Source organism: Ramlibacter rhizophilus, assembly GCF_004681965.1.
Classification (GTDB): domain Bacteria; phylum Pseudomonadota; class Gammaproteobacteria; order Burkholderiales; family Burkholderiaceae_C; genus Ramlibacter; species Ramlibacter rhizophilus.
The window spans coordinates 24,990-43,770 of record NZ_SMLL01000008.1 but is presented as its reverse complement, the minus strand read 5'-3'; the positions used below and the strand labels follow the sequence as shown (position 1 = coordinate 43,770).

The following is an 18,781-nucleotide window of genomic DNA, read 5'->3' as shown; positions in this document are numbered from 1 at the left end:
GAGGGATGCGGAGCGCGCAGCGCCCGGCGTCAGGGCGTGACCTGCACGTAGATCTCGTTGGGCTTGACCATGCCGAGCTCCATGCGGGCTTTCTCCTCGACCATCTCCAGGCCTTCCTGCAGGTCGCGGACCTCGAAGGCCAGGCGCTGGTTGGCTTCCTGGGCGCGCTGGTTGGCCTCGCGCTGCCCCTGCAGGCGCCGCTGCATGTCGCTCACCTCGGCGACGCTGCCCCGGCCGAACCACAGCTGTGCGTGAAACACCACCAGCAGCGTGATCAGGAAGGCCGGAACTGCACGGGACGCCATGGGCCGCCATTATGGCCGCGCAGCATCTCGTGCAGGGGGAAAACAAGGACTGATATCAGCCGATGTTGTAGAAAGCAGAACGTCCCGGGTAGGTGGCGATGTCGCCCAGGTCTTCCTCGATGCGAAGCAGCTGGTTGTACTTGGCCATGCGGTCCGAACGCGAGAGCGAGCCGGTCTTGATCTGCCCGGCGTTGGTGCCCACGGCGATGTCGGCGATGGTGCTGTCCTCGGTTTCGCCCGAGCGGTGGCTGATGACGGCGGTGTAGCGCGCGCGCTTGGCCATCTCGATGGCGGCGAAGGTCTCGGTCAGCGTGCCGATCTGGTTGATCTTGATCAGGATCGAGTTGGCGATGTTCTTCTCGATGCCCTCCTGCAGGATGCGGGTGTTGGTGACGAAGAGGTCGTCGCCCACCAGCTGCACGCGCCGACCCAGGCGCTCGGTGAGCAGCTTCCAGCCGTCCCAGTCGCCCTCGGCCATGCCGTCCTCGATGCTGATGATGGGGTACTTGTCCACCCAGCCTGCCAGCACGCCGGCCCAGTCGGCGGCGGCCAGCTGCAGGCCTTCGGCCTGCACGTGGTACTGGCCGTCGCGATAGAACTCGCTGGCCGCGCAGTCCAGGCCCAGGGCCACCTGCTCGCCCGGCCGGTAGCCGGCCGCCTCGATGGCCTGCAGGATCATCTGGATGGCCGCCTCGTGGTTCTCCACGTTGGGCGCGAAGCCGCCTTCGTCGCCCACGGCGATGCTCATGCCCTTGTCGTGGATGATCTTCTTGAGCGCGTGGAACACCTCGGCGCCGTAGCGCACCGCCTCGCGGAAGGTCGGGGCCCCCACGGGGATGATCATCAGCTCCTGCAGGTCCAGGTTGTTGTTGGCATGGGCGCCGCCGTTGACCACGTTCATCATGGGCACGGGCAGCTGCATGCCGGCCATGCCGCCGAAGTAGCGGTACAGGGGCAGGCCCGACTCCTCGGCCGCGGCGCGCGCCACCGCCATGGAGACGGCCAGCAGGGCGTTGGCGCCCAGGCGGTTCTTGTTCTCGGTGCCGTCCAGGTCCAGCAGGGTCTTGTCCAGGAAGCCCTGCTCGGAGGCGTCCAGGCCCAGCACGGCCTCGGAGATCTCGGTGTTGATGTGGTCCACCGCCTTGAGCACGCCCTTGCCCAGATAACGGCTCTTGTCGCCGTCGCGCAGCTCGATGGCCTCGCGCGAGCCGGTGGAGGCGCCCGAAGGCACGGCCGCGCGGCCCATGGTGCCGGACTCCAGCAGCACGTCGCATTCCACGGTGGGGTTGCCGCGCGAGTCCAGGATCTCGCGTCCGACGATGTCAACGATTGCACTCACAGGGGATTCTCCGAAGTTGATGAATTCTGGCTAGACGCCCTCGACGGCGATCATGCGCATGGTGGCGATGCCTTCGCGCGCCTGGCGCGCCGCCCGGTATTCCGGCGAGTCGTGGAAGGCCCGCGCGGCCTCGACGGAAGGAAACCTGAGCATCACCACGCGCGAGGGCGACCAGTCGCCCTCCAGCACGGTGACCGCGCCGCCGCGGATGCACAGCTCGGCCCCATGGACCTGCATGGCGTGCGTGGACAGCTTCTTGTAGGCCTCGTACTGCTGCGGGTCGTGGACGTCCACGTGGGCGATGAGGTAGGCGCTGGGCATGCGGCGTTCGCGGTGGCTGGACGGTCTCAGGCGACGGCCTTGAGCTTGCCGCCGCGAGACTGGTGGTCGAGCGCGGCCTTGATGAAGGCGTTGAAAAGCGGGTGGCCGTCCCAGGGCGTGGACTTGAATTCCGGGTGGAACTGCACGCCCATGAACCAGGGGTGCACGTCCTGCGGCAGCTCGATGATCTCGGTGAGCTGCTCGCGCTGGGTGAGCGCGGAGATCACGAGGCCCGCCTGGCGCAGCTGGTCCAGGTACTTCACGTTGGCCTCGTAGCGGTGGCGGTGCCGTTCGGTGACCACGTCGCCGTAGATCTGGTGGGCCAGCGTGCCCTTGGAGACGTCCGAGCTCTGCGCGCCCAGGCGCATGGTGCCGCCCAGGTCCGAGCTGGCGTCGCGGCGGTTCACGACCCCGTCGGCGCCCTGCCACTCGGTGATGAGGGCGATGACCGGGTGCTCGCACTGGGGCTCGAACTCGGTGCTGTTGGCGTCCTGCAGGCCCGCCACGTCGCGCGCGTACTCGATGGTGGCCACCTGCATGCCCAGGCAGATGCCCAGGTAGGGCACCTTGTTCTCGCGCGCGAAGCGCGCCGCGGTGATCTTGCCCTCGATGCCGCGCTTGCCGAAGCCGCCGGGCACCAGCACGGCGTCGTACTTGGCCAGCTGGGAGATGGAGTCGGGCGTGATGGTCTCGGAGTCGACGTAGTCGATCTTCACGCGCACGTGGTTCTTCATGCCCGCGTGGCGCAGCGCCTCGTTGAGCGACTTGTAGCTGTCGGACAGGTCCACGTACTTGCCCACCATGGCGATGTGCACCTCGCCCTGCGGGTGCTCGGTCTCGTGCACGAGCTGGTCCCAGCGCTGCAGGTTGGCCGGCGGCGTGTTCAGGCGCAGCTTGTCGCAGATGAGGCCGTCCAGGCCCTGCTCGTGCAGCATGCGGGGCACCTTGTAGATGGTGTTGACGTCCCACATGGAGATGACGCCCCACTCCGGCACGTTGGTGAAGAGCGAGATCTTGCCGCGCTCCTCGTCGGGGATGCGGCGGTCCGCCCGGCACAGGAGCGCGTCGGCCTGGATGCCGATCTCGCGCAGCTTCTGCACGGTGTGCTGGGTGGGCTTGGTCTTGAGCTCGCCGGCGGCGGCGATCCAGGGCACGTAGGTCAGGTGCACGAAGGAAGTGTTGTTCGGCCCCATGCGCAGGCTCATCTGCCGCACCGCCTCCAGGAAGGGCAGGGACTCGATGTCGCCGACGGTGCCGCCGATCTCCACGATGGCCACGTCGGCCGCGCCGGGCTCGCCCACGCGGGCGCCGCGCTTGATGAATTCCTGGATCTCGTTGGTGACGTGCGGAATGACCTGCACGGTCTTGCCCAGGTAGTCGCCGCGGCGTTCCTTCTCGAGCACGGACTGGTAGATGCGGCCGGTGGTGAAGTTGTTGACCTTGCCCATGCGGGTGGTCACGAAGCGCTCGTAGTGTCCGAGGTCCAGGTCGGTCTCGGCCCCGTCGTCGGTCACGAACACCTCGCCGTGCTGGAAGGGCGACATGGTCCCCGGATCGACGTTGATATACGGGTCGAGCTTGATGAGGGTGACTTTGAGGCCCCGCGATTCGAGGATCGCAGCGAGGGAGGCTGAGGCGATTCCCTTGCCCAGGGAGGACACCACACCGCCGGTGACGAAGACGAATTTGGTCATGTCATGCCGGAAGGCATGCTTCCGGGAGGAGGTGGTAAACGGAGATTATAGGCAGCGTAAACTCGGCCGAATGAGCGACCTGGCCGGCAAACACCTCGTCCTGGGACTGTCCGGGGGCATCGCGTGCTACAAGGCCGCGGAATTGTGCCGGCTGCTGGTCAAGGAGGGGGCGACGGTGCAGGTGGTCATGACCGAGGCCGCCGAGCGCTTCATCACCCCGGTGACCATGCAGGCCCTGTCCGGGCGGCCCGTGCACGGCTCGCAGTGGGATGCGCGCGAGGCCAACAACATGCCCCACATCAACCTCACGCGCGAGGCCGACGCCATCGTCGTGGCCCCCTGCAGCGCCGACTTCGCCGCGCGCCTGGCGCAGGGGCGGGCCGACGAACTGCTGTCCCTGCTGTGCCTGGCCCGTCCGCTGGACAAGGTGCCCCTGCTGCTGGCCCCGGCGATGAACCGCGAGATGTGGGACCACCCCGCCACCCGCCGCAACTTCGCCCGCGTGGCCGAGGACGGCGCGCGGGTGCTGGGGGTGGGCACGGGTGAGCAGGCCTGCGGCGAGACCGGCGACGGCCGCATGCTGGAGGCGGCCGAACTGCTCGAGGACATCGTCGCGCAGTTCCAGCCCAAGTCGCTGGCCGGTCGCCGGGTGCTCGTCACGGCCGGTCCCACCTTCGAGGGCATGGACCCCGTGCGCGGCATCACCAACCACTCCTCCGGCAAGATGGGATTCGCCATCGCCCGCGCGGCGCGCGAAGCCGGCGCCGAGGTGACCCTGGTGGCCGGCCCGGTGAGCCTGCCCACGCCGCGCGGCGTCGCCCGCATCGACGTCACCACGGGCCGGCAGATGCTGGCCGCGTGCGAGGCCGAGGCGCTGCGCGCCCATGTGTTCATCGCCACCGCCGCCGTGGCCGACTGGCGCCCGGCGGAGTCGGCGGCGCAGAAGATCAAGAAGGACGGCAGCGGCGAGCCGCCGGTTCTGCGTTTTGCCGAGAACCCGGACATCCTGCACACGCTCGCCCGCAGCGAGCGGGCCCGTTCGGGGGCGCTCTTCTGCGTGGGCTTCGCCGCCGAAAGCCACGACCTGCTTGCGCATGCGCAGGCCAAGCGGGCCCGCAAGGGTGTGCCGCTCCTGGTGGGCAACATCGGCCCGGCGGCCTTCGGCCGCGACGACAACCAGCTGCTGCTGGTGGACGAGGGCGGCCACCGCGAGCTGCCGCGCGCCTCCAAGCTCTCGCTGGCGCGCCAGCTCGTGAACGACATCGCCCGCCGCCTGCCGGCCGCCTCCCTCGTCTGTGCCTCATGAACGTCGACATCAAGATCCTGGACCCCCGCATGGTGGACCAGCTGCCCACCTATGCCACGCCGGGCAGCGCCGGCCTGGACCTGCGCGCCTGCATCGACCAGCCCATCGAGCTCGCGCCCAACGCCTGGCGTCTGGTGCCCACCGGCATCGCCATGTGGCTCAAGGACCCGGGCTATGCGGCGCTGATCCTTCCGCGCTCGGGCCTGGGCCACAAGCACGGCATCGTGCTGGGCAACCTGGTGGGCCTGATCGACAGCGACTACCAGGGCCAGCTCATGGTGAGCTGCTGGAACCGCAGCGACCTCGCCTTCACGCTGCAACCCATGGAGCGGCTGGCGCAGCTGGTCATCGTGCCGGTGGTGCAGGCGCGCTTCAACGTGGTCGATGAGTTTCCCGCCAGCCAGCGGGGCGCGGGCGGCTACGGCTCGACGGGGCGGGCCTGAGCTTTTCGGCGGCCGCCGCTTCCTACGCCGGCCCGCTCGAACTCCTACAGCAAGCAGCGGCTTGCACTTCCCGCAAGCACGAGCTTGGCTGGGTCCAATCCGGGACATGGATGGCTGCGGCCTCTCGCCCGGGAGGTGCGCGCCCCATCAGCCTAAGGAGATCCACATGCCTGATACCACCCGCTTCGTCCGTACGGCCCAGGTCGGCGCCCTCGCCCTCACCGCGGCGGCCCTGGCGGCGTGCAGCAGCACGCCGTTGACCTCGAGCTACCCCACCACCACCTACCCGACGGCCACGTATCCGACCGCGCCGACCTATCCCGCGGCCGGCACACCGACTGCCGGCCTGGTGTTTGGCCGGGTCACCAACATCGAGTACGTCCCGCCCGGCGCCGCACCGGCCGCCAGCCAGCCCAACATCCTGGGCGCGGTCGTCGGTGGCGTCGCGGGGGCCGTGCTGGGCCGCCAGATCGGCGGCGGCAGTGGCCGCGATGCCGCGACGGTCCTGGGTGGCCTGGGCGGCGCCGCCGTCGGCTCGCAGGTGGGTGGCGCCAGCAGCAACCCGCCCGGTGCGACCATGAACTCGCCCAGCTACCGCGTCACCGTGGTCACCGACCAGGGCACGACCCGCATGTACGAAGTGGCCGCGACCGGCGACCTGCGCGTGGGCGACCGGGTGCGGGTGGACAACGGCGTGATCTACCGGGTGTAGCCCCCCCCCCGAAGCGCCTTCGGCGGGCCCCCTCGGGCTATCGCCCTCTCCCCCCCAGGGGGGCGCCACCAGCGGCCCGGCGGAGCCGGTTCCGCGGTGGCCGCTTGTAGGGACCGTTGTGTGCCTGCACTTATCGCTGAGGCGTCCGCAAAGTCAGTGGACCGTATCGTTCCCCGGCGACTGGGGATGGATGCGGAAGAAGCCTGAGCCGGCGGAACCGCGTCCGACTTCTTCCTCGGTGGCTTCGCGCACGGCCTCCACCTTCAGGTGCAGGCGCAGCGCGATGCCGGCCAGGGGATGGTTGCCGTCCAGCACCACGTGGTCCGGGTAGATGTCCGTGACGGTGTAGAGCGCATCGGCCGGTGCCTGCGGGTTCGCACCGGCGGGCAGGCCCTCGAAGGTCATGCCTTCTTCCAGCTCGTCGGGAAAGAGCCTGCGCGGCTCCAGGAAGACCAGCTGGTCATTCCAGTCGCCGAAGGCATCCTCGGGTTCGAGGTGCAGGTCCACCCGGTCTCCGGGCTCGTGGCCCTGCAGCGCCTCCTCGATGCGGGCGAGCAGATCGCCGCCGCCCACCAGGAACTCCACCGGTTCGTCGAGCGTGTCCAGCGTTTCGCCGAGCGTGTCCTCCAGGGTCCACGTAAGTGCGACCACGCATTGTTGCGAGATTTCCATGGCGCAGAATTCTCGCAGCCTTCAGCTCATCCATGCGAATCGATCACCCCTTGGCCCTGCTCGGCGGCCTCAGTCCCGAGCGTTTCATGAAGCGTCACTGGCAGCGCAAGCCGCTGCTGGTGCGCGGGGCCATCCCGGGCCTGCAGCCGCTGCTTGCGCGCGAGCAGCTGTTCGAGCTGGCCACCCGCGAGGAGGTGGAGTCGCGCCTGGTGTCCCAGGACGGCGGGCACTGGCGCCTGCAGCGCGGACCCTTCACGCGCCGCGCCATCCCGCCGCGCAACCGACCCGGCTGGACCCTGCTGCTGCAGGGCATGGACCTGCACGACGCCGCCGTGCATGGGCTCCTGCAGCAGTTCCGCTTCGTGCCCGAGGCGCGGCTGGACGACCTCATGGTGTCCTATGCCACCGACGGCGGCGGCGTGGGGCCGCACTTCGACAGCTACGACGTCTTCCTGCTGCAGGCGCAGGGGCGCCGCCGCTGGCGCATCGGCCGCCAGGCGGACCTCACGCTGCATCCCGAGCTGCCGCTGAAGATCCTCGCGAACTTCGAGCCCGAAGAGGAGTTCGTGCTGGAGCCCGGCGACATGCTCTACCTGCCGCCGCGCTATGCGCACGACGGCGTGGCCGAGGGCGAGTGCCAGACCTACTCCATCGGCTTTCGCTCGCCGGGGCGCGCCGAGATCGCCCGCGAGCTGCTGCAGCGGCTGGCCGAGGACGCCGCCGAGCAGCTCGGCGGCGCGCTCTACCGCGACCCACGCCAGCCCGCCACGGCCACCCCAGGCGCCATCCCGGACGCGCTGGGCGAGTTCGCGCACGAGGCGCTGGCGGCGGCGCTGCGCGAGCCGCGCCTGCTGGACCGCGCGCTCGGCGAGTTCCTGAGCGAGCCCAAGCCCAGCGTCTGGTTCGAGTCGCAAGCGGCGCCGCGCCGGCTGCGTGGCGTGCGGCTCGATGCGCGCTCGCGCATGCTCTACGACGCGCATCACATATTCATCAACGGCGAGAGCTGGCGCGCGAGCGGCCGTGACGCGCGCCTGATGCGCCGGCTGGCCGACGAGCGCCGGCTGGATGCGAAGGATCTCGCGGGTGCCAGCGACGGCGCGCGCGAACTGCTGGCCTCGTGGTGCGAGGCGGGCTGGCTGAACGAAGGACCCGGGGACTCATGACACTTGGCGAACACCACGGCGGCCCCGCGCTGCCCGACGCACGCTTCGAAGGGCGCGTGCAGTTCCAGCAACTCGTGCGCGATGCACTGGCCTGCGCGGCGCGCGAGGGCTGGCGGCAGATCATCCTGAGCGACGCCGACTTCCTCGACTGGCCTCTGGGAGAACGCGAGCTTGCCGAATCCCTCATGGCCTGGTCACGGCAGGGGCGCCGCATCACGCTGCTGGCGCGGCGCTGGGACGAGGCGACGCGCCAGCATGCGCGCTTCGTCGCCTGGCGCAAGACCTGGTCGGACATCATCGAGGCGCGTGCCTGCCGCAATGCCGACCCGCTGGAAATCCCCAGCGCGATCTGGGCACCCGGCTGGATGATGCAGCGGCAGGACCTGCAGCGATGGGCGGGCCTGGCCAGCCACGACACCGCCCGGCGCCACCTGCTGCACGAAGAGTTGCAGGGCTGGCTGGCCAAGAGCACGACGGCGTTCCCGGCCTCCACCCTGGGCCTGTGAGAACTGCCGCGAGCTTCGGGTTTTCCATGAGGCGCTTCCTATAATCTGCGGCGGCGCGGAGGGGTCCGGGTGTCTCTCCACGCTGCGATCCACCGATCGCATCCATAACGAACAACACCGGATCACCCGTCTCCACAAGGAAACCGTTTCCATGAAGAAATCGCTCGTCCTCGCAGCGCTCGCTGCTGCCGTGCTCGCCGCCTGCAGCAAGACCGAAGAACCCGCGCCGGCCCCCGCGCCCGTGGCCGCGCCGGCACCTGCGCCCGCACCGGCCCCCGCCGAAGCCGCTGCCCCCGCCGCAGCGCCTGCGGCCGATGCCGCGGCACCCGCCGCAGCGCCCGCTGCGGACGCCACGCCCGCGGCCGCTCCCGGAACCAGTTCGGCCCCCGCGCCTGCCGCCGCTCCTGCGCCGGCCCCCGCCGCCAGCAAGTAATCGCCGGCTGGACGGCCTGCCACAAGCCGCCTTCGGGCGGCTTTTTCGTGGGTCGCCGCAAAGTCCTCAGCGGGGCCGCAGCAGGGCCGCGACGAAGCGACGCGCAAGCGGCGCAACCACCAGCACGACGGGAAATGCCAGCAGCCAGGCGAGCAGCCACGAGCGGGCCCACAGGCCCGCGAAGCCCGGCGCGAAGCCGTGGGCGACGCCGGTCGAGATGCCCGACACCACGAGCGACATCAGCCCGGAGAGGACGAGGCCGAAGAGCACAGGCTCGAACTTCCTGGGGATCATGCGGCCACCTCCTTGTCGCAACGCACGCAGGACAGCGTGCCGGCGACGTGGGCACCGAACATTCGCGCCGTCTTGAGGTCGCCCGGGGCGAATGCCGCCGCGGCCGGTCCGGAGTGTCCCGCCTGCGCCATCAGCCCCGACCAGGAGCCCAGGCGGTTGGCGGCTTCGTCGTAGGGGACGCCCGCGTGCTGCTCCGGCAGGATGGCGTTGCCGACCCAGACCATGCCGTGCTGCATGGCGAAGACGAACATCGACAGCAGTGTCGATTGCTTGTCGCCCGAGGGCAGCGCGGACACGGTGAATCCGGCGGCGAGCCTGCCCTTGAGGGCGTGTGACTTCCACAGCCGGCCGGTCGCGTCCATGAAGGACTTGAACGGCGCCGACACGCCACCCAGGTAGGTGGGCGATCCGAACACGAAGCCGTCGTACGCGAGCAGGCGCTCGGGCGCGCCCACCAGGTCCTCGGCCCGCAGCAGGTCGCACCCGACGCCGGGCGTGCTCCGCGCGCCTTCGGCGACGAGTTGCGCGATGCGCCGGGTGTTGCCCTGGGCGCTGTGGTAGATGACGGCGAGTTGCTTCATGGCGTGCTTCCTTGGTGGTGAATGGATCTCGGAGTAAGGCTTCCTCATCGCGAGATCCAGGCGAGGAGGAGGGCGGACAGGTACAGGCCGAGCCCGAACACGGCGTGATTGGCCAGGGTTCTCAGCCGGTTCATGGCCGGTGCCGGCGTCTTCGACGAGGCGATGCCCGCGCCCATGGCCGGCTGCATGAGCAGCCAGGGCAGGGCGACCGTCGCGATGCCGACGCCCAGCGCGGGCAGGAGGGTGGGGCTGCGGGTCCAGGCGAGGCCCGCGACCCCGGCGAGGACGGCGGCGAAGGCGACGCCGGTCGCGTAGTGCGTCAGCCAGCCCAGGGCGACTTCGCCGGGCACCGGCGCCGACTTGCCGATGGCGGCGTGCCTGAACACGCCGCGCGGCCAGTGCCCGACCCAGCGGCCGATCAGGGCGAAGTTCAGGGTCGGCACGCCCAGGCGGCCGAGCAGCAGCAGCCACAGATCCATGACGGCGGTGGCGCCCAGGCCGATGAACACGATCCGGGCGGCGGCTTCAAGAGAGGGGTTCATGCTCGTTCCATCCTTGACAAAAAGCGGGAGGAATCGAAGGATGCAAGTTCAAGTCAACTTGAAATCAAGAGGTTTTTTCATGGACATCGCCGAAGTCGCCCGCCGGTCCGGCGTGCCCGCTTCCGCCCTGCGCTACTACGAAGACAAGGGCCTGATCGCCTCCACCGGGCGCGAGGGCCTGCGCAGGACCTTCGCCGACGCCGTGCTGGACCAGCTGTCGCTCATCGCGCTCGGCCAGGCGGCCGGCTTCTCGCTCGACGAGATCAAGGGGATGTTCGGCGCCGACGGGCGCGCCCGCATCGACCGCGCGGCTTTGGCGGGGAAGGCCGACGAGATCGACGCGACCATCCTGCGGCTCGCAGCCCTGAGCAAGGGACTGCGCCACGCGGCGGTATGCCCCGCCGCGAACCACTCGGAATGCCCGACCTTCAAGCGCCTGCTGCGGGCGGCCGGTGCGGGAAAACTGCTTAGAGTGGCGCCCCAGCGCGCAGCGGGCGCCAGGAAGACAAGCGGCCGCGCGTCGAAGGCTTAAGCGACCAGCCAGCCGCAGCCGCTGGCCGCGTCGGCCACGTGCACGTCCTCGGCGCCGCAGCCAAGCGCAGCGGCGAGCGCGGCGCGGGCCAGCTCGGGGCGGTTGTTCTGTTCGCTCAGGTGGCCCGCCACCACCTGCTTCAGCCCGGTGGCCTGCAGGAAGCGCGCGGCTTCGGCGGCGGCGCTGTTGGCGAGGTGGCCCTGGTCGCCGCCGACGCGGCGCTTGAGGAACCAGGGGTAGGGGCCCGAGGCCAGCAGGGCCTCGTCGTGGTTGCACTCCAGCAGCAGCGACTCGCAGCCGGACAGGTGATGCAGCACGTGCGGCGTGACATGGCCCAGGTCGGTGAGGATGCCCAGGCGCACCGCGCCATCGGTGCAGCGCAGCTGCAGTGGCTCGCGGGCATCGTGCGGCACCGCGAAGGGGGTGAGCTGCAGCGCGCCGAGCTCGAAGGACACGCCGTCCGAAACGAGGTTGAGCAGGCCCTCGAAGTCCGGCTCGCGCATGCCGGCCCAGGTGCCGGCGCTCATGAAGACCGGGGTGCGTTCCCGCAGCGCAAAGGCGCGCACGCAGCCGACGTGGTCGCTGTGCTCGTGGGTGATGAAGATGCCGTCCACCTGGTCCGGCATCAGGCCCGCCTCACCCAGGCGCCTGGCCAGGTTGCGGATGCCCAGGCCGCAATCGACCAGCAGGTGGGTGAGCCCGGTGCCGCCTTTCGCCTGCACCAGGGTGGCGTTGCCAGAGCTGCCGCTGCCCAGGCTCTTGAATCGCAGCATGCGGCTTTGCGGACGGGCGATCTACTTCAGGTCGTCCGCGATGACCTGCACGATGCGCTGCGCATTGGCCGAGGCCTCGGGCGCGCCGCCCGCGTCGAGGACGGACACGGTACTGGAGGGCCCCTGGCTGCGCACCGCGATCTGGTACTTCAGCGGCGGCGCGCTGTCGGCGGAGCGGCTGAAGAGGCGGCCCAGGAAGCCCGGCTCCTTGCGGTCCGGGTTGGGCGCCACATAGCGCACGAAGTACAGGCCCTTGCTGCGGTCGCGGTCTTCCACGGTGAAGCCGGTGCGGTCCAGCGTGAGGCCGACACGGCGCCAGGCGCGCTCGAAGCCTTCGTCGAGCTGGACCACCGGCACCTCGCCCACCTTGGCGACACGCGCGGCCGGCTGCGGCGCGCTGGCGCGCGTGATGGCTTCGCTCTGCTGCTCGCTCACGCCGAGCTTGACCATCAGCCGGCGCAGCATCTCGGTTTCCAGCTCGGGGTCGGCCGGGCGCGGCTGCCACACGGTCTGGTCGCGCTCACGGTTGGTATAGACCTCGACCATGCCGCGGTGCGAGACGTAGATCTCGGTGCCGCCGCTGGGCGCGCGCTCCAGGCGGGTGCGGAAGCGGTCGCGTTCGGCGGTGGAGTAGGCGGAGTCGAAGATGCGGCCGAGGAAGCCGCGGATCGGGTCCTGCGGCAGCTTGGCGCGGTTCTCGGCCCAGTCGGTCTCCATGATGCCGAGGTTGGGCTGGTCCTGCGACAGCAGGAAGCCGTTGTCCAGCCAGAACTCGCGCACCGGCTGCCAGAGCTGGTCGGCGGGGCGGTTGACCACCAGCCAGCGCTGGTCACCCGCGCGCTCGATGCGCACGTCACCGACCGCCCTGGCCGCCACCGGCATGCTGGGCGCTGCCTGGCCCAGCGCGTAGCTGCTGGCCGTCACGGGCCCGCCGGGCACCACGAAGCGCGAGTCGCGCGACAGCTGCGTGAGGTCGGGCGGCACCTCCAGCGAGGGCGCCTTGCCGGCGCTCTTGTAGTCGATGCGATCGGTCTCCAGCACCGAGCAGGCGGCCAGCTGCGCACACACCAGCAGCAGGCCCAGTCTTGCGGATTGCTTCATCTCTCGTTGTTCCTCAGGATGCGGAGCCCAGGAGCCCGCAGTCACGCAGGGCGGCCTCGACGGACGGCTGCAGGGCGGCAGACAGGGGCGTCAGCGGCAGGCGCAGCGCCGGCCCGCACAGGCCCATGCGGGCCATGGCCCATTTGACGGGGATGGGGTTGGGCTCGACGAAGAGCTGGCGGTGCAGCGGCATGAGCCGACGCTGGATGTCCATGGCGCCGCGCGCATCGCCCGCGATGGCCTTCACGCACAGCTCGTGCATGAGCCGGGGCGCCACGTTGGCGGTCACGCTCACGTTGCCCTGGCCGCCGCACAGCATCAGCGCCACCGCGGTGGGGTCGTCACCCGAGTAGATCGCGAAATCCTTGGGCGCATCGCGCAGCAGCCACTGCGCGCGCTCGATGTTGCCGGTGGCTTCCTTGATGCCCACGATGCCGGGCACCTCGGCCAGGCGCAGCACGGTGTCGTGCGCCATGTCGGCCACGGTGCGACCCGGGACGTTGTACAGGACGATGGGCAGGTCGCCGGTGGCTTCGGCGATGGCCTTGAAGTGCTGGTACTGGCCTTCCTGCGTCGGGCGGTTGTAGTAGGGGACCACCTGCAGCTGGCAGTCGGCCCCCACTTCGCGGGCGAAGCGGGCCAGGGACACCGCCTCGGCGGTGGAGTTCGCGCCGCAGCCGGCCATGATGGGCACCCGCCCGGCAGCGTGCTCGACGGACACGCGGATGATCTCGCGGTGCTCCTCGACGCTCACCGTGGGCGACTCACCCGTGGTGCCCACGACGCCGATGCAGTCCGTGCCCTCGGCGATGTGCCAGTCGATCAGTTTTCGCAGGCCCGCATAGTCCACGCTGCCGTCGTCGTGCAGGGGGGTGGCCAGGGCCACGATGCTGCCAGTAATCGGTGTCATAGGGGGCTTGGGTCTGGGGAACGGGGGATTCTAACGAGCGGCGGCCATTGCCCATCCGCCCGCACGGGACCAGGGTCTCAGGGTTTCCCGAGGTGCAAGCGCGGCGGCACGGGGCCTGCGGGGTCGGGGCGCACGGCCGCGATGCGCTGCACGAAGCGCTCGGGATCGGCCCGGAAGCCGTCCTCGTAGGCCACCACGCGCAGGCCCTCGCAGGCGTCCAGCAGCTCACCGGGCCGCAGCAGGAAGTCGGGCCGCGAAGGCTTGCCCACGGTCTCGTTGCCGACCGCGAAGGTTTCGTACAGCAGCAGCCCGCCCGGGGCAACGCTGGCCACGAGGGTCGGCAGCAGCGGACGCCAGAGGTAGTTGGTGACGACCACCACGCCGAAGCGGCGCCCGGCCAGCGGCCAGGGGCCGTTCTCGATGTCGGCGGCCAGCGTCTCGCCCAGGCCATGCACGCTGTCCAGGGCCGCCTGGTCGCGGTCCACGCCGAGCACCGCATGGCCGCGCGCGGCGAACCAGCGCAGGTGCCGGCCCCGGCCGCAGGCGACATCGAGCACGGCCCCCGCCGCCGGGGCCAGGTGGCTCCAGCGGACGATCCATTCGGAAGGCGCTTCGGTGCCGTGCATGGGTCGATCGCTCGCTCAGTTGAAGCAAGCCCAGACCATCTCGGAGACGGTCACGAGCATGGCGGGTTGGGTGTAGAGCGCGAACACCGCCAGCAGCACGGCCGCGACGGCGAGGTAGGCGACGGCCTTGCCCAGGCGGGTCATCAGGCCGCCTGCGGCACGGGCCGCGCGATGGGGGTTTCGCGCACCGGCAGGTTCACCAGCGCGGCGAACACGCCCAGGGCGATGGCGATGTACCAGACGAGGTCGTAGCTGCCCGTGCGGTCGTACAGGAAGCCCCCCAGCCACACGCCGAGGAAGGAGCCCAGCTGGTGGCTGAAGAACACGAAGCCATTGAGCATGGACAGGTGCGCCACGCCGAAGATCTGCGCCACCGAGGCGCTGGTCACCGGCACGGTGGACAGCCACAGCAGGCCCATCACCGCGGAGAACACATAGACCGAGGCGGGCGTCACCGGCACGGCCAGGAAGGCGAGGATGGCCAGCGAGCGGCCGATGTAGATGGTCGCCAGGATCTTGCGCTTGGGAAGCCGCTGCCCGAGGCTTCCGGCCACGTAGGTGCCGACGATGTTGAACAGGCCGATCAGCGCCAGCGCGTAGCTGGCCACGTGCGGTGCCAGGCCGTGGTCCCGCAGGTAGCTGGGCATGTGCACCCCGATGAACACCACCTGGAAGCCGCAGACGAAGTAGCCGGCGGTGAGCATCTGGAAGCTCGGGTAGCGGAAGGCCTCGCGCACCGCCTGCGCGATGGACTGCTCGCGCCGCACCGGCTGCCCGGCCCGGAAGCCCGGCTCGCGCAGCCCCAGCGAGAGCGGCACGATCAGCAGCACGGCCACGGCCAGGGCCAGCAGCGCCGCCTGCCAGCCGAGCGAGGCGATGAGGAAGCCTTCGGTGGGCACCATCAGGAACTGGCCGAAGGAGCCGGCCGCCGCCGCCGTGCCCATGGCCCAGGACCGGCGCGCCGGTTCCACCTGCCGGCCGATGACGCCGAAGATCACCGCGAAGGTGGTGCCCGCCTGCGCGGCGCCGATCAGCACGCCGGTGGCCAGGGCGAAGACGATCGTGCTGCTCGCCAGCGCCATGCCGGCCAGGCCCAGTGCGTAGAGCACGGCGCCTCCGACAAGGACGCGGAAGGCGCCGAAGCGGTCCGCCACCATGCCGGCCGCGACGCCGAAGCAGCCCCAGGCGAGGTTCTGGATGGCGATGGCCAGGGAGAAGGTCTCGCGCGTCCAGCCCTGCGCCTGCGTGATCGGCAGCAGCCACAGCCCGAACCCGTGCCGGATGCCCATGGACAGCGTCACGATGGCGGCGCCGCAGGCCAGCACCTGGAGCAGGGAAAGTCGGGGTTGCGCGGACATGATGGGTGCGACTGTAGCCAAGTCGCTCCTGGCTTCGCTGCCGCGGGGGCTTGAAATGTTCGACGGGAATTGATGCGCGCCAGGCATGGGTAAGTCCCGAATCTGTGAATTCGTACAGTGGTGCGCCGGCCTGTGTCTAAAATCGCCGCTCCCATGGCAAGCAAACCGTCCCCCGAGTATTCCGAAGGCTCCATCCGCGTGCTCAAGGGCCTGGAGCCCGTCAAGCAGCGTCCGGGCATGTACACCCGCACGGACAACCCGCTGCACGTCATCCAGGAGGTGCTGGACAACGCCGCCGACGAAGCACTGGCCGGGCACGGCAAGCGCATCCGCGTCACCCTGCACGCCGACGGCTCGGTGAGCATCGAGGACGACGGCCGCGGCATTCCCTTCGGCATGCACCCGGAAGAGAACGCCCCGGTCATCGAGCTGGTGTTCACGCGCCTGCACGCCGGCGGGAAGTTCGACAAGGGCAAGGGCGGCGCCTACAGCTTCTCCGGCGGCCTGCACGGCGTCGGCGTGTCCGTCACCAACGCCCTGGCCAAGCGGCTGGAGGTGGTGTCCCACCGCGAAGGCCAGGTCGCGCGCCTGGCCTTCCAGGGCGGCGACGTCACCGAGCCGCTGGTGCTGCGCAAGATGCAGGAGGGCGACCGGCGCCAGGGCACCACGGTGCGTGTCTGGCCGGACGGCAAGTACTTCGAGTCGTCCCAGCTCCCCATGGCCGAACTGGCGCACCTGCTGCGCAGCAAGGCGGTGCTGATGCCCGGCGTGGCGGTGTACCTGGTCAACGAGAAGACCAAGGAAAGCCAGAGCTGGCAGTACAAGGGGGGCCTGCGCGACTACCTCATGCAGACGCTGGGGGCCGACCCGGTCATCCCGCTCTTCGACGGCGAGGGCTACGCCGAGAACAACGAGAACTTCGCCGAAGGCGAGGGCGCGCAGTGGTGCGTGGGCTTCACGGAGGAAGGCCAGCCGGTGCGCGAGAGCTACGTCAACCTCATTCCCACCAGCGCCGGCGGCACGCACGACAGCGGGCTGCGCGACGGCCTGTTCAACGCGGTCAAGAGCTTCATCGAGCTGCATTCGCTGCTGCCCAAGGGCGTCAAGCTCCTGCCGGAGGACGTGTTCGCCCGCGCCTCCTACGTGCTCTCGGCCAAGGTGCTGGACCCGCAGTTCCAGGGGCAGATCAAGGAGCGCCTGAACTCGCGCGACGCGGTGCGGCTGGTGTCCAGCTTCGTGCGGCCTTCGCTGGAGCTGTGGCTGAACCAGCACGTGGACTACGGCAAGCGCCTGGCCGAACTCGCCATCCGCGCGGCGCAGACGCGCCAGCGTGCCAGCCAGAAGGTCGAAAAGCGCAAGGGCTCGGGCGTGGCGGTGCTGCCCGGCAAGCTCACCGACTGCGAGAGCCGCGACATCGCCCACAACGAGGTCTTCCTGGTCGAGGGCGATTCGGCCGGCGGCAGTGCCAAGATGGGCCGCGACAAGGAATCCCAGGCCGTGCTGCCCCTGCGCGGCAAGGTGCTCAACACCTGGGAGGTCGAGCGTGACCGCCTGTTCGCCAACACCGAGATCCACGACATCGCCGTGGCCATCGGCGTGGACCCGCACGGCCCCAACGACACGCCCGACCTGAGCGGGCTGCGCTACGGCAAGGTCTGCATCCTCTCCGACGCCGACGTGGACGGCTCGCACATCCAGGTGCTGCTGCTCACGCTCTTCTTCCGCCACTTTCCCAAGCTCATCGACGCGGGGCATGTGTACGTGGCGCGCCCGCCGCTGTTCCGGGTGGATGCGCCCGCGCGCGGCAAGAAGCCGGCCTCCAAGAGCTACGCGCTGGACGAGGGCGAACTCACCGCCATCCTCGACAAGCTGCGCAAGGAAGGCGTGCGCGAAGGCGCCTGGACCATCAGCCGCTTCAAGGGCCTGGGCGAGATGAGCGCCGAGCAGCTGTGGGAAACCACGCTCAACCCGGACACGCGGCGCCTGCTGCCGGTCAAGCTCGGCAAGTTCGACTTCGCCGGAACCGAAGGCCTGATGACCAAGCTCATGGGCAAGGGCGAGGCCGCCGCGCGGCGCGAGCTGATGGAGCTGCACGGTGACTCGGTCGAGGTCGATGTCTGAGGGCGGTTCGCCCCCCTCCCCCCTTGGGGGAGGGCTGGGGTGGGGGCGAACCCCCTCCCCCCTTGGGGGAGGGCTGGGGCGGGGGCCAACCCCCTCCCCCCCTGGGGGAGGGCTGGGGTGGGGGCCCGCGTGCCGACCGCGCCGCTTCTCGCGCAGCCCCCATCCCGGCCTTCCCCCAGAGGGGGAAGGAGGAAATCCGGCCCCCGCGCATCGCAGGGGCGCCGCCGTCCTTCTCGCCTGCGGCCTCGCGCTCGCCAGCTTCGGCGCACGCGCGGACTTGTGGGGCTACGTGGACGACCACGGCGTCGCGCACGTCGCGACCGAGAAGCGCGATGCCCGCTACGAGCTCTTCCTGCGCGGCGGCGGCCGATTCGACACCCGCACGCCGGAGGCTGCGGACCCTGAACCCACGCGCCTCGAAGCGGCGCGGCCCGATGACGGCACCCAGCGCCTGCTCGCCTTCTTCGACATCTCCCCCGGCTACAAGGCCGTGCGACCGCACCTGCGCGAAGCGGCGAGCGCGCAGCGCATCGACTACGAGCTGCTCAAGGCCGTGATCACCGCCGAATCCGGCTTCGACGCCCGCGCCGTCTCGCCCAAGGGCGCCGTGGGCCTGATGCAGGTGATGCCGGCCACCGCCGAGCGCTGGGGCCTGCGCGCCGCCGCGGGCCAGGACCTGCCGCAGCGCCTCACGGACCCGCGCACCAACATCCGCATCGGCGCGCGCTACCTGCGCCACCTGATCGACCTGTTTCCCGACCGCCTGGACCTGGCCCTGGCCGCCTACAACGCGGGCGAGGGCGCGGTGCAGGGCGCCGGCAACCGCATCCCCGACTTCCGCGAGACGCAGCAGTACGTGAAGTCCGTGCTGCGCATCTACGAGGCCCTGAAGCCGCCGGCCCTGCAGGCGGCGGCGCAAGGCGCGCGGCGCGTGCGCATGGTCCTGCCCGGCCCCGTGCCCGAGCCGGCACGCGGCGGCGCCATCGGGCGCGGCAACATGCCGGCCTCCCTGGCGGCCCTGCCGCCCTACCAGAACTACAGCGACTGAG

Annotated in this window: 23 protein-coding genes; 9 read left to right on the top strand and 14 right to left on the bottom strand. The window is 70.4% G+C overall.

The genetic code is table 11. The annotated features are described in order from the left end of the window. Positions 1-29: 29 nt before the first annotated feature. Genes EZ242_RS18930 through EZ242_RS18915 form a run of 4 tightly spaced genes read right to left on the bottom strand, consistent with a single transcriptional unit; the run spans position 30 to position 3,659 of the window. Positions 30-305 (bottom strand): septum formation initiator family protein, encoded by a 276-nt coding sequence (locus tag EZ242_RS18930; protein WP_135286772.1) that lies wholly within the window; start codon positions 303-305, stop codon positions 30-32. A gap of 55 nt (positions 306-360) precedes the next feature. Further along, the gene (gene eno, locus EZ242_RS18925; protein ID WP_135286771.1) at positions 361-1,644 is read right to left on the bottom strand and encodes a phosphopyruvate hydratase; all 1,284 of its coding nucleotides are present in this window, start codon (positions 1,642-1,644) and stop codon (positions 361-363) included. 30 nt (positions 1,645-1,674) lie between these two features. Beyond that, a complete protein-coding gene (locus tag EZ242_RS18920; protein ID WP_135286770.1) occupies positions 1,675-1,965 on the bottom strand; it encodes a DUF1330 domain-containing protein in 291 nt (96 codons plus the stop codon). 26 nt (positions 1,966-1,991) lie between these two features. After that, the gene (locus EZ242_RS18915) at positions 1,992-3,659 is read right to left on the bottom strand and encodes a CTP synthase (protein WP_135286769.1); all 1,668 of its coding nucleotides are present in this window, start codon (positions 3,657-3,659) and stop codon (positions 1,992-1,994) included. Positions 3,660-3,729: 70 nt separating this feature from the next. Between EZ242_RS18915 and coaBC the strand changes: the two genes are divergently transcribed. The 3 genes from coaBC (at position 3,730) to EZ242_RS18900 (ending at position 6,120) form a co-directional block, all read left to right on the top strand. Next, a complete protein-coding gene (gene coaBC / locus EZ242_RS18910; RefSeq protein ID WP_135286768.1) occupies positions 3,730-4,965 on the top strand; it encodes a bifunctional phosphopantothenoylcysteine decarboxylase/phosphopantothenate--cysteine ligase CoaBC in 1,236 nt (411 codons plus the stop codon). Then, positions 4,962-5,408 (top strand): dUTP diphosphatase, encoded by a 447-nt coding sequence (gene dut / locus EZ242_RS18905; RefSeq protein ID WP_135286767.1) that lies wholly within the window; start codon positions 4,962-4,964, stop codon positions 5,406-5,408. Before coaBC ends, dut begins: the two co-directional genes overlap by 4 nt. Positions 5,409-5,574: 166 nt before the next feature. Beyond that, positions 5,575-6,120 carry a glycine zipper 2TM domain-containing protein gene (locus tag EZ242_RS18900; protein WP_135286766.1) on the top strand — a complete coding sequence of 182 codons (546 nt, stop codon included), beginning with the start codon at positions 5,575-5,577 and terminating at the stop codon, positions 6,118-6,120. A gap of 153 nt (positions 6,121-6,273) precedes the next feature. Here EZ242_RS18900 and EZ242_RS18895 read toward each other — a convergent pair whose 3' ends face one another. Next, a complete protein-coding gene (locus tag EZ242_RS18895; RefSeq protein ID WP_135286765.1) occupies positions 6,274-6,792 on the bottom strand; it encodes an FKBP-type peptidyl-prolyl cis-trans isomerase in 519 nt (172 codons plus the stop codon). Between the two features lie 32 nt (positions 6,793-6,824). Between EZ242_RS18895 and EZ242_RS18890 the strand changes: the two genes are divergently transcribed. The 3 genes from EZ242_RS18890 (at position 6,825) to EZ242_RS18880 (ending at position 8,894) form a co-directional block, all read left to right on the top strand. Then, positions 6,825-7,955: a cupin domain-containing protein gene (locus EZ242_RS18890; protein ID WP_135286764.1), complete on the top strand. Its 1,131-nt coding sequence runs from the start codon at positions 6,825-6,827 to the stop codon at positions 7,953-7,955. Beyond that, positions 7,952-8,461, top strand: a complete 510-nt coding sequence (locus tag EZ242_RS18885; RefSeq protein WP_135286763.1) for a hypothetical protein — start codon at positions 7,952-7,954, stop codon at positions 8,459-8,461. Before EZ242_RS18890 ends, EZ242_RS18885 begins: the two co-directional genes overlap by 4 nt. A gap of 151 nt (positions 8,462-8,612) precedes the next feature. After that, the gene (locus tag EZ242_RS18880; protein WP_135286762.1) at positions 8,613-8,894 is read left to right on the top strand and encodes a lipoprotein; all 282 of its coding nucleotides are present in this window, start codon (positions 8,613-8,615) and stop codon (positions 8,892-8,894) included. Between the two features lie 66 nt (positions 8,895-8,960). On the opposite strand, the gene EZ242_RS18875 is transcribed toward EZ242_RS18880, so the two are convergent. From EZ242_RS18875 to EZ242_RS18865, 3 genes are read right to left on the bottom strand one after another with little or no spacing between them, the layout of a single operon-like run. Next, positions 8,961-9,188, bottom strand: coding sequence for a DUF2798 domain-containing protein (locus tag EZ242_RS18875; RefSeq protein WP_135286761.1), 228 nt, complete (start codon positions 9,186-9,188; stop codon positions 8,961-8,963). Beyond that, the gene (locus EZ242_RS18870; protein ID WP_135286760.1) at positions 9,185-9,769 is read right to left on the bottom strand and encodes a flavodoxin family protein; all 585 of its coding nucleotides are present in this window, start codon (positions 9,767-9,769) and stop codon (positions 9,185-9,187) included. The genes EZ242_RS18875 and EZ242_RS18870 overlap by 4 nt, the downstream gene beginning before the upstream one ends. Before the next feature lie 44 nt (positions 9,770-9,813). Beyond that, complete coding sequence (locus tag EZ242_RS18865) at positions 9,814-10,311, bottom strand: DUF2938 family protein (RefSeq protein ID WP_135286759.1); 498 nt, start codon at positions 10,309-10,311, stop codon at positions 9,814-9,816. A gap of 79 nt (positions 10,312-10,390) precedes the next feature. Between EZ242_RS18865 and EZ242_RS18860 the strand changes: the two genes are divergently transcribed. After that, positions 10,391-10,843 carry a helix-turn-helix domain-containing protein gene (locus tag EZ242_RS18860; RefSeq protein WP_135286758.1) on the top strand — a complete coding sequence of 151 codons (453 nt, stop codon included), beginning with the start codon at positions 10,391-10,393 and terminating at the stop codon, positions 10,841-10,843. Here the strand turns inward: EZ242_RS18860 and EZ242_RS18855 are convergent. The 6 genes from EZ242_RS18855 to EZ242_RS18835 all read right to left on the bottom strand — a co-directional run bounded on the left by EZ242_RS18855 (position 10,840) and on the right by EZ242_RS18835 (position 15,611). Then, positions 10,840-11,616: an MBL fold metallo-hydrolase gene (locus tag EZ242_RS18855; RefSeq protein ID WP_135286757.1), complete on the bottom strand. Its 777-nt coding sequence runs from the start codon at positions 11,614-11,616 to the stop codon at positions 10,840-10,842. The genes EZ242_RS18860 and EZ242_RS18855 overlap by 4 nt on opposite strands. A 21-nt stretch (positions 11,617-11,637) precedes the next feature. Continuing rightward, positions 11,638-12,717, bottom strand: a complete 1,080-nt coding sequence (gene bamC / locus EZ242_RS18850; protein ID WP_135286756.1) for an outer membrane protein assembly factor BamC — start codon at positions 12,715-12,717, stop codon at positions 11,638-11,640. Between the two features lie 13 nt (positions 12,718-12,730). Next, the gene (gene dapA / locus EZ242_RS18845) at positions 12,731-13,627 is read right to left on the bottom strand and encodes a 4-hydroxy-tetrahydrodipicolinate synthase (RefSeq protein WP_135286755.1); all 897 of its coding nucleotides are present in this window, start codon (positions 13,625-13,627) and stop codon (positions 12,731-12,733) included. Between the two features lie 77 nt (positions 13,628-13,704). Beyond that, on the bottom strand, positions 13,705-14,253 hold the full coding sequence (locus EZ242_RS18840; RefSeq protein WP_135286754.1) for a class I SAM-dependent methyltransferase: 549 nt from the start codon (positions 14,251-14,253) through the stop codon (positions 13,705-13,707). A 15-nt stretch (positions 14,254-14,268) separates the two neighbouring features. Continuing rightward, positions 14,269-14,397: a hypothetical protein gene (locus EZ242_RS22555; protein ID WP_276606543.1), complete on the bottom strand. Its 129-nt coding sequence runs from the start codon at positions 14,395-14,397 to the stop codon at positions 14,269-14,271. Next, complete coding sequence (locus EZ242_RS18835) at positions 14,397-15,611, bottom strand: MFS transporter (RefSeq protein ID WP_135286753.1); 1,215 nt, start codon at positions 15,609-15,611, stop codon at positions 14,397-14,399. The genes EZ242_RS22555 and EZ242_RS18835 overlap by 1 nt, the downstream gene beginning before the upstream one ends. Positions 15,612-15,764: 153 nt before the next feature. Here EZ242_RS18835 and EZ242_RS18830 point away from each other — a divergent pair, with 153 nt between their 5' ends. Together EZ242_RS18830 and EZ242_RS18825 are read left to right on the top strand one after the other, a co-directional pair. Next, positions 15,765-17,732 (top strand): DNA topoisomerase IV subunit B, encoded by a 1,968-nt coding sequence (locus EZ242_RS18830; protein WP_135286752.1) that lies wholly within the window; start codon positions 15,765-15,767, stop codon positions 17,730-17,732. A 277-nt stretch (positions 17,733-18,009) separates the two neighbouring features. Then, the gene (locus tag EZ242_RS18825) at positions 18,010-18,780 is read left to right on the top strand and encodes a lytic transglycosylase domain-containing protein (RefSeq protein ID WP_240787162.1); all 771 of its coding nucleotides are present in this window, start codon (positions 18,010-18,012) and stop codon (positions 18,778-18,780) included. Position 18,781: the final 1 nt, after the last annotated feature.